Below are 9,195 nucleotides of genomic sequence, written 5' to 3'. Positions count from 1 at the left end.
CATAGCAGTAAGTAATAAATATGCGGGCATAGCTCAGTTGGTAGAGCGCTACCTTGCCAAGGTCGAGGTCACGAGTTCGAGTCTCGTTGCCCGCTCCAATTCTCGTTATTCATGGTCAAATTACCTTTGTGCTTCCATACTTGCACACAGCTGTCTGTGCTGTTAGTTTAGCGGCCAAAATTATCAGGTAAGACCAGTATGCCAAGCCCAAATAAACTCAGTCGTCTTGTCACGAAAATAAATACTGCCCCGGCTTTTTGCCGCTGCTGGTTATTGACCCTGCTGTTCGGCCGGACTATCAAATTCGCCGGCACTGCCGGAATTCAGGTCGAGGCGCTGGATTTTCAGCAGGCAAAACTACGCCTGGCCAACCGGCGTAAAGTGCAAAACCATATCGGCTCTGTACATGCCGCCGCCACGGCGCTGCTTGGCGAGTCTGCCAGCGGTTTTTTGCTGGGCATGCATGTGGCGGATGACAAAATTCCATTGCTCAAATCAATGCAAATTCAGTATCTGAAACGTTCTACCGGCGCGCTGACGGCTGTGGCGCAACTGGACGAAGCCCAGATAACGCAGCTTCAACACAGCGACAAAGGCGAAGTAGTGATCCGGGTCCTGATTAAAGATCAACTGGGCGTTGAACCGGTAGAAGCACTGTATACCTGGGCCTGGATCCCGAAGATTCGTAAGCCAGGCTGATCCCCACTGACTGGCAGGCCATCGCAGGAACTGATAGATTATCTGCAGTGCAGGCCGCAGGAACATCAATTGATCAGCTCAGAATTCAATGCAGAACGCAAATTGACCGCTCCCGGTGTGCAATTGCGTATGTCCTGGCTGGTCAGGCATCCAATACGGGTTGCCGTTGCGGTGGGAATGTTGTTGCTGACGCTGCTGGCCATACTGGTCTGGCAGCAGCAGCAAAAAAATATTGAAGTCGAGCGCTACCAGCTGTTGCAGCAGGTCAGCCATCATGCTGCCTCACTGGAAGCGACTATCCGTACCGCCGTCGTGGTCAGCGAATCGCTGCGCAATGAAATTATCCTGCACCCGCAACAACCGCTGGCCGAGCTGGAAAACCGGGTTGATTTGTTGCTCAAAGATTATCCGCTGTTCCGCCACATTGCGCTGGCACCCGATTTAGTCATTCGTTATGTCTACCCCAGAGCCGGCAATGAAGCGGCGTTAGGCGTCAATTATCGGCTTATTCCGGAACAGTACGCCGCTATTGAAAAGGCGATTGCTTTGGGCGGGCCATTGTTGGCTGGTCCGGTGAAACTGGTGCAGGGTGGCAGCGGCCTAATCCTACGGGTGCCGGTGTTTACGGGTGATAAACAATTATGGGGCGTGATTGCGGCCGTGATCCCGCTGGAACGTCTGCTGCAACAAACCCAGCTGGAACAGTTCCGTGAAGATTATTATCTCGGTTTGTCCGGCCGTGACGGCAATATCAATCACACGGAATTTTTTTGGGGCGATCTGGTGTTACAGGGTTTGCCTTCAGTCTATGCCAACATCCGCCTGCCCAATGGCCAGTGGCGCTTACATGCATTTCCAAAACAACGGCTACCTGTACTGGCCGGCCTGCCGCCGCTATTCCTGCCAGTTGGTTTGTTGCTGACGCTGATTCTGACGGTTGGGCTTTATGTGTTGTTGCGGTTGTCGCAGGAACGGCAACAGGCGCTGCAAACCGTGGCCTGGCAGGCGAGTTTTGACCCGCTGACCGGGTTGGCCAACCGCGCGGTATTGCTGGGACAACTGGAACTGATGCTGAAACAGGCGCGGGCCCAGGGCGGCCAGCTGGCCGTGCTGAGTCTCGACCTCGATGAATTTAAGCAAGTGAATGAAAGTCTCGGGCACCCGGTCGGCGACCAGCTGCTGCAATTGGTGGCGGACCGTTTACTGGAGCAGTTAACCGGGCCTGAGCTGGTGGCCCGTTCCGGTGGTGACGAGTTTGTGCTGGTGGTGCCGGAGCATGGTCCGCCCGAGCTGGTGGAGCAATTCTGTCAGACATTGCTGAATGCTTTCCATGCACCTTTTATGGTCAACAGCACGCCGTTATCGATTTCCACCAGCATCGGCGTGGCGATGTATCCGAATGACGGGCTGCTGGCCATAGATCTGCTGAAACATGCGGATCGGGCCATGTATGCCGCCAAACATCTGGGACGTAACACTTTCCATTTTTATGATGCCGGCATGCAAAAAGAAGCTGATCATTTTGTGCATTTGCACCATGAAATCATCAAAGGCATTGAACAACGTCAGTTTTTTCTGATGTACCAACCGATTTACGACGTGGAAAATCAGCGTTTTAGCAAAGCCGAGGCGCTGGTGCGCTGGCAACATCCTGAGCGTGGCCTGATCCCGCCTTTTGATTTTATTCCGGTGGCAGAGCGCACTGGTGCTATCCGGCCTCTGGGTCAATGGATTTTGCAGCAGGCCATTACCGATATGCAGTTGTTTGGCCAAATGGGGTTGCAATTGCAGATTTCGGTCAACCGCAGCAGCCAGGAATTTAATCAGGCGAAATGCGCGGATGACTGGATGGCGCAGCTCTCGGCCGCCGGGCTGGCGCCGGAGCAACTGATCCTGGAGATCACGGAATCCGTGTTTATGGATAAAGTCTCGGTGCAGCAGGCCAATGTGTTAAGCCTGCATCAGCAAGGTGTACAACTGGCGATTGATGATTTTGGTACCGGTTATTCGGCGTTGAATTATTTGAGTCGCTATCCGGTTGATTTTATTAAAATTGATAAAAGTTTTATCAATCTGATTGCTGAGCAGGATAAAGCGCGGGCTTTAGTGGCCGTGCTGATTAATATGGCCAAAGTGCTGGACGTGCAGGTGGTGGCCGAGGGCGTTGAAACCGCTGAACAGTTCAGCGTGCTGCAACAGCTCGGCTGTGATTTTATTCAGGGTTATTATTTCTCCAGGCCCTTGGCAAAAGCGGATTTGATTTCACTGGTGCAAAAACCGGTACTTTTGCCATGATCGACAATCCCTGCGTACGGAATTGTTGTCTGGATCAGGCAGACATTTGCCTCGGTTGTGGCCGGCATGTCGATGAGATCACTGGCTGGCATCAGGCGACTGACGTAGAAAAACAGCAGATTTTGCAAAAGGCAGCTGCACGTTTACAGCAACGTGAGGCGCAAAAAACTCAGGCGTCCCTAGGTAAACCCACCTGAATAATCCGCACCAGCCGCTGTTGCGCCCGGCTCAGTTCTGCCGCAGCCGCTGTGGCCTTTTGCCGTTGTTGCGCTAACGCCCAATCGACATGCCGCTGCACCATGGCATCGCCGCTGAATTTCTCCAGACATTGCACTACGGCCTCGGCATAAGGCGCATTCCCCAGCGCCACGGCGATGTTGCGTTGCCAACGCTGATAGCCGATACGGCGGATGGCAGAGCCTTCAGTAAAGTGCAGAAACTCCGCTTCACTCCAGCCAAATAAAGCCAGCAATGACTGACTGCGCCACTGTGGGCGCCGGGCAAAATCGGTTTCCTGAGTTAAAGGCGCACTGCGGTTGACCGGACACACCAGCTGACAGTCGTCGCAGCCATAGATGCGATTGCCAAGCAAAGGCCGCAACTCCTCCGGGATATCATCTTTCAGTTCAATGGTCAGATAGCTGATACAACGACGGGCGTCGACGACAAAAGGCGCGACAATAGCCCCGGTCGGGCAGCTGGTGATACAGGCGACACAGTTGCCGCAATCTTTCGTCAGCGGCTGATCGACTGGCAGCGGAATATTGACCAGCAACTCACCGAGAAAAAACCAGGAACCTGCTTCCTCATTTAATAGCAGGCTGTGTTTACCAATCCAGCCAAGACCGGCCTTAGCGGCCAGCGGCCGTTCCAGCACCGGCGCTGAGTCGACAAAAGGCCGAAACCCCAGATCTGCGACCTGCTTACTGATGCGCTCGCCCAGTTGTTTTAAGCGTTGGCGCAGCACTTTATGATAATCGCGGCCGAGCGCATACCTGCTGATATAGGCTTGGTTCGGGTCAGCTAGGTTGGTGGCAAAACCGGCGGCTGCCGGCAAATAGTCCATTCGGACCGAGATTACCCGCAAAGTGCCTGGCAGCAATTCGGCCGGGCGCGCGCGCAACATGCCGTGGCTTGCCATATAGTCCATGCTGCCGTGGTAACCGGCGTTTAACCATTGCTGCAGGCGGGATTCTTCTATCTGAAGGTCAGTATCTGTAATACCGCAGGCACTAAAGCCAAGCTCCTTGGCCCACTGTTTAATTTGCAAGGCTAATACAGACCAGTCAGGTGTTTGCGGCGTTGAAGTCATCAGGTAAAGGCAAAAAATCTGCAGATAAATCTATGGTATCACAGAGTCGGATTATGCCGCGCGGTAGTGCTGCGGCGTTGATTTTGGTAGCATACCGGCAGTATTCATATTTTGCAGGCCCAATTGCTGATGTCCGGACTGTCGTATCAGATTGAACTTCGCGATGAAGATGCCACCCGCCAAATCGCCGGCCGGCTGGCGCAAGGCTGTCGCGACGGTGGCGTCTTGTATCTGCATGGTGACCTTGGCGCCGGCAAAACCACTTTTAGCCGGTATTTGTTGCAGTCGCTGGGCCATCAGGGCAATGTAAAAAGCCCGACTTACACGTTAGTGGAAAGCTACGAACTTTCAGGTTTACAGGTTTTTCACTTTGATTTGTACCGTTTACATGACCCGGAAGAGCTCGAATTCATGGGGATCCGCGATTATTTTGCCGCACAGCATCTGTGTCTGGTGGAATGGCCGGAGCGGGGGCAGCCGTTGTTACCGGTTCCGGATCTGGACCTGCAACTAAAAATAACCAGCGCCGAAGCACGTCTGTTGCAGATCCATGCACTGACGGCACGAGGCGCAGCGATGTTGGAACTGATTGTCTGATATGAATTTTTCCCGGATGTTCGGGTTAGGCCTTTGCCTGACTTTTTTCAGTGTTGCGGTATTGGCAGCAAACAAAATCGACAGTGTGCGGATCTGGCCATCGCCGGACAGCACCCGGGTTGTATTCGACATGCAGCAAAAGCCAGTGTTTCGGTTATTGCCAAAACAAGGCGCGCTGGTCACGCTGGAAATTGACGGCATCAATGAGCCGAAGCTGGGCAAAATGTCCGGTGAATCAGAGTTAGTCAAATCCATCCGCGTGCAAAAAGTCAGTGGCAAGGCCTCAGTGCGGGTGTTACTGGATTTAAGCCGCGAGTCGGCGGAAAAAGCTTTTGCGCTGCCGCCTTCCGACCGCTACGGCCACCGGCTGGTACTGGACATCACTGACGTGCAGGCAGAAAAAGCTTTTGTCGCACCGCCACCTTCCAGTAGAAACCGCGCCAGCAGCGGTGGTGGTCGCGACATTATCATCGCGATTGACGCCGGCCACGGTGGCCACGATCCAGGCGCAGTTGGTCCAAAAGGCACCTACGAAAAACACATCACGATGTCGGTTGCTGAAAAACTGGCGGCACTGATCAATAAAGAGCCCGGGTTTAAAGCAGTACAAACGCGCAGTGGCGACTATTACATCTATCCGAGTAAAAGACCGGACGTCGCACGCAGTAAACAAGCTGATTTATTAGTGTCTATTCATGCGGATGCGGCAGAAAACCGCAAAGCCAGCGGCGCCTCGGTCTGGGTGTTGTCGCTCAAACGAGCCACCACCGAAGTGGGTCGGATGATGGAGCAAACCGAACAGCATTCTGAATTGCTCGGTGGTGTGGCAGAAGTCATTAAAGATTCCGCCAATGAGCGTTATCTGGCGCAAACTGTGCTGGATTTGTCGATGAATCATTCGATGACTACCGGCTTTGATGTTGCCGCTGCGGTATTACGTGAACTGGACGATGTCACCAAACTGCATAAAAAAGAGCCTCAGGCCGCCAGCCTTGGTGTGCTGAAAGCGCCGGATATTCCGTCCATTCTGGTCGAAACCGGTTATATCTCTAACCACAGCGAAGAACAGAAATTAAAAACGGCCTCGCATCAGCAAAAACTGGCGGCAGCAATTTTCCGTGCGTTAAAAAAGCACTTCCAGAATGCGCCACCGGCTGACAGTGCCATCGCACAGCGGCGCGGCAAGTCGGATCTGCAGTTGCCGGCGCAGCGTTCAGCACCGGTTCGCAATGACACAGCTGTTGCAGTGACAACGCCGGCCAAAACTACATCGGCTAAAACAACTGCGGCAACTCCGCCTGTGCGTGTCGCCGGACCTGTGTTGCCGTCTGGCAGCCAGGGGAGTGGCCGTATCCTGATGCACAAAGTGAAATCCGGCGAATCCTTGTCGATGCTGGCGCGCAAATATGGCGTGCCAATGTCACAGCTGCGCCAGCTCAATCAGTTAAAGTCAGATAACATTCGTATCGGCCAGAATCTCAGGGTGCCGCAACGATGACGATCCAGCTGCTGCCGCCGCAACTGGCCAATCAAATCGCCGCCGGTGAAGTGGTGGAGCGGCCGGCGTCTGTGATCAAAGAGCTGGTAGAAAATAGTCTCGATGCCGGCGCCACTGAGATTCACATCGATGTGGAAAAAGGCGGCAGTAAAATGCTGCGGGTGCGCGATAACGGTTCAGGCATCGCCAAAGACCAACTGACCCTGGCGCTGAGTCGGCATGCCACATCAAAAATTCATGATTTTGCCGACCTGGCCAAAATTGTCAGCCTGGGCTTTCGCGGTGAAGCGTTGGCCAGTATCAGCTCAGTCTCCCGCCTGACCTTGACGTCTCGTCCGGCAACGCAGGAATCAGCCTGGCAGGCTATGGCTGAAGGGCGCGATATGGCGGTACAAATCAAACCAGCCGCACATCCGGTGGGCACCAGTATCGAAGTGCTGGACTTGTTTTTTAATACACCGGCGCGCCGGCGTTTTCTCAAATCGGATAAAACCGAATTCAGTCATATCGACGAGCTGGTCAAACGCCTGGCGCTCAGCCGTTACGACGTCAGCTGGACGCTGACCCACAATGGTCAGACGGTACGACAGCTCAAAGCGGTGACGGACGATGCCGGCAAACACAAGCGGCTGGCGCAGTTATGCGGGCGTAATTTTGCCCAAAGCGCCTGTTATGTCGAAAGTCAGTATGACCTGATGCAGCTGTCTGGTTGGGTGTTGCCGGCCGCGCTATGCACCTCACAGCTGCAAGTGCAGTATTGTTATGTCAACGGCCGGATGATGCGCGACAAACTGCTGAATCACGCGATCCGCCAGGCTTATGCCGATGCACTGGCGCCGGAAGCGCTGCCGGCCTTTGTGTTGTATCTGGAGGTAGATCCGGAACAGGTGGACGTGAATGTGCATCCGGCCAAACATGAAGTGCGGTTTCATCAGGCCCGCCTGGTTCACGATTTTGTGTATAGTGCGCTGACCAACGCCTTGGCGCAGGCAGAGGCGGCTGAATTTCCGCTGATTGCTGAACCAACCGCAGATGCAGAAGCCAGGCCGGCGTACTCAGCACCTGCGTCTTTTACTGCTGTGGGGCCTCGTTCGCACCAGCCATCGCCAGCACAATTCCGCTACAGTGCTGCGCCTTCTTGCCGGGCTGCGACATATGGTAGTTATCAGCCAGCCGGGCAAAGCGGCGCAACACACCACTGGTCGGCTGCTGTGCAGGATTTACCCGCGGCAGTTCACGAAGCGAGACCTGCGACGGCGGCGCTGGTGAGTACTGAAGCGCTGCAAGCTCCGGCTGGTAGTTTATTATTAAGCCCGACTGAATTATTGCTGACACATCAGCAGCAACTTTATTTACTTGATATGCCGGCCAGTTTTGGCGCTTTGCTGAGTCAGCAATTCCTTCCCTCTGTCGCACTATTGCTGCCGGAACGTCTGCGGCTGGAACTGGCAGAAATCAGCCTGCTGACGGCGCATGCCAGTCCTTTATCGCAGATGGGCTTCGACTTGGTGCTAAGCAATCAGGTGCTGATTATCCGGGCAGTGCCGCAGTTGCTGCAGGGCGTGCCGCTGGCAACAGTGTTGCCTTTGTGGTGGTCGCAATGGCCGGAGCAGACGGTATTACCGGAGCTTTGGCGCCAATTACTGCAACTGTTGCTGCAGCGGCAATGGCTGGCCGCGACAACCCTGTTGCAACATCAGCCGGCTTTGTTCCAGCAGCCAGAATTGTGGCAGGCTGTTCCGGTAGATTTATCAATTAGCCGACAACTACTGCAGGAGCATGTGCAATGACCAGCCCGGTTGTTTTTCTGATGGGGCCCACGGCGTCTGGTAAAACCGCGCTGGCGCTGGCGCTTGCCGAGCAACGCCCGGTGGAAATTATCAGTGTCGACAGTGCATTAATTTATCGCGGCATGGATATTGGCACTGCTAAACCAAATACTGCAGAACTAGCAGCAGTGCCACATCATCTGATTGATATTCTGGACCCGGCGCAGGCCTATTCAGCCGCAGATTTTCGCAGCGACGCACTGCGGCTTATCGCTGACATTCAGCAACGTGGAGCGTTACCCTTATTGGTTGGCGGGACCATGTTGTATTTTAAGGCGCTACTGGACGGCATTTCGCCGTTGCCTGAAGCAGATCCGCAAGTGCGGGCACAGATTGAAGCCGAAGCTGCAGTGTTGGGCTGGGATGGGTTACATCAACAGCTGGCCGTCATCGACCCGGTGTCTGCAGCCCGTATTCATCCGAACGACCCGCAGCGCATCAACCGGGCGCTGGAAGTCTACCGGCTGACCGGTCGTAATCTGACTGAACTCACCGAAGAAAAAGGGGAACCTTTTCCTTATCCGGTCTGTCAATTTGCCATCGCACCGACTGAGCGCGCTGAACTGCACCGCCGGATCGCATTGCGGTTTGAGCAGATGCTGGCGCAGGGATTTGAGCAGGAAGTGCGGCTTTTGAAGCAAAGATCTGATCTGCATCCGGATTTACCGTCGATACGCTGCGTGGGTTACCGCCAGATGTGGGACTATCTGGACGGGCTAGTGCCTTATGACGAGATGGTGTATCGTGGTATTGCCGCAACGAGACAACTGGCAAAACGCCAGCTGACCTGGCTTCGCAGCTGGCAGAATTTGCGCTGGTTAAATGCAGATTTAACTCAGCAAGAAAACTTGCAAGCTGTTTTATCTTCGCTACGCTAAATTAGTGAAGAAAAAAATCGTTATTTAACGACTTGAAAATAATATAATAATCCATATATCAAGAATCAGAACAAAGAAAAAGGAAAG

At 54.0% G+C, this 9,195-nt stretch carries 8 protein-coding genes and 1 tRNA gene; 8 read left to right on the top strand and 1 reads right to left on the bottom strand.

Annotated elements, in window-relative coordinates; all coding sequences use genetic code 11:
- Window positions 1-22: 22 nt before the first annotated feature.
- From ABNT34_RS16985 to ABNT34_RS16970, 4 genes are all read left to right on the top strand, one after another.
- A tRNA-Gly gene (locus ABNT34_RS16985) sits at window positions 23-98 on the top strand.
- A gap of 175 nt (window positions 99-273) precedes the next feature.
- Window positions 274-699: a DUF4442 domain-containing protein gene (locus tag ABNT34_RS16980; protein WP_348733708.1), complete on the top strand. Its 426-nt coding sequence runs from the start codon at window positions 274-276 to the stop codon at window positions 697-699.
- Window positions 700-828: 129 nt separating this feature from the next.
- Window positions 829-2,994, top strand: a complete 2,166-nt coding sequence (locus ABNT34_RS16975) for an EAL domain-containing protein (RefSeq protein WP_348733734.1) — start codon at window positions 829-831, stop codon at window positions 2,992-2,994.
- Window positions 2,991-3,191 carry a DUF1289 domain-containing protein gene (locus tag ABNT34_RS16970; RefSeq protein WP_348733706.1) on the top strand — a complete coding sequence of 67 codons (201 nt, stop codon included), beginning with the start codon at window positions 2,991-2,993 and terminating at the stop codon, window positions 3,189-3,191. The genes ABNT34_RS16975 and ABNT34_RS16970 overlap by 4 nt, the downstream gene beginning before the upstream one ends.
- On the opposite strand, the gene queG is transcribed toward ABNT34_RS16970, so the two are convergent.
- The gene (queG, locus tag ABNT34_RS16965) at window positions 3,164-4,306 is read right to left on the bottom strand and encodes a tRNA epoxyqueuosine(34) reductase QueG (RefSeq protein WP_348733704.1); all 1,143 of its coding nucleotides are present in this window, start codon (window positions 4,304-4,306) and stop codon (window positions 3,164-3,166) included. The two genes, ABNT34_RS16970 and queG, sit on opposite strands and share 28 nt — an antisense overlap.
- Before the next feature lie 129 nt (window positions 4,307-4,435).
- Between queG and tsaE the strand changes: the two genes are divergently transcribed.
- Genes tsaE through miaA form a run of 4 tightly spaced genes read left to right on the top strand, consistent with a single transcriptional unit; the run spans window position 4,436 to window position 9,108 of the window.
- Window positions 4,436-4,903, top strand: coding sequence for a tRNA (adenosine(37)-N6)-threonylcarbamoyltransferase complex ATPase subunit type 1 TsaE (tsaE, locus tag ABNT34_RS16960; RefSeq protein ID WP_348733702.1), 468 nt, complete (start codon window positions 4,436-4,438; stop codon window positions 4,901-4,903).
- Between the two features lies 1 nt (window position 4,904).
- Window positions 4,905-6,401, top strand: coding sequence for an N-acetylmuramoyl-L-alanine amidase (locus tag ABNT34_RS16955; protein ID WP_348733701.1), 1,497 nt, complete (start codon window positions 4,905-4,907; stop codon window positions 6,399-6,401).
- Window positions 6,398-8,191 (top strand): DNA mismatch repair endonuclease MutL, encoded by a 1,794-nt coding sequence (gene mutL, locus ABNT34_RS16950; RefSeq protein WP_348733699.1) that lies wholly within the window; start codon window positions 6,398-6,400, stop codon window positions 8,189-8,191. Before ABNT34_RS16955 ends, mutL begins: the two co-directional genes overlap by 4 nt.
- Window positions 8,188-9,108: a tRNA (adenosine(37)-N6)-dimethylallyltransferase MiaA gene (gene miaA, locus ABNT34_RS16945; RefSeq protein WP_348733697.1), complete on the top strand. Its 921-nt coding sequence runs from the start codon at window positions 8,188-8,190 to the stop codon at window positions 9,106-9,108. Before mutL ends, miaA begins: the two co-directional genes overlap by 4 nt.
- The last annotated feature ends 87 nt before the right edge of the window (window positions 9,109-9,195 follow it).

Origin of the sequence: Rheinheimera texasensis (genome assembly GCF_964031785.1) — a bacterium.
GTDB classification, from domain to species: Bacteria; Pseudomonadota; Gammaproteobacteria; order Enterobacterales; family Alteromonadaceae; genus Pararheinheimera; species Pararheinheimera texasensis_A.
Note: the sequence above shows the minus strand (reverse complement) of the source record. Positions and strands in the feature narration are given on the sequence as shown.

Coding starts and splice junctions, on each gene's coding strand:
- ABNT34_RS16975 (WP_348733734.1), top strand. CDS start 829: ATGTCCTGGCTGGTCAGGCATCCAATACGGGTTGCCGTTGCGGTGGGA.
- ABNT34_RS16970 (WP_348733706.1), top strand. CDS start 2,991: ATGATCGACAATCCCTGCGTACGGAATTGTTGTCTGGATCAGGCAGAC.
- queG (WP_348733704.1), bottom strand. CDS start 4,306: ATGACTTCAACGCCGCAAACACCTGACTGGTCTGTATTAGCCTTGCAA.
- tsaE (WP_348733702.1), top strand. CDS start 4,436: ATGTCCGGACTGTCGTATCAGATTGAACTTCGCGATGAAGATGCCACC.
- ABNT34_RS16955 (WP_348733701.1), top strand. CDS start 4,905: ATGAATTTTTCCCGGATGTTCGGGTTAGGCCTTTGCCTGACTTTTTTC.
- mutL (WP_348733699.1), top strand. CDS start 6,398: ATGACGATCCAGCTGCTGCCGCCGCAACTGGCCAATCAAATCGCCGCC.
- miaA (WP_348733697.1), top strand. CDS start 8,188: ATGACCAGCCCGGTTGTTTTTCTGATGGGGCCCACGGCGTCTGGTAAA.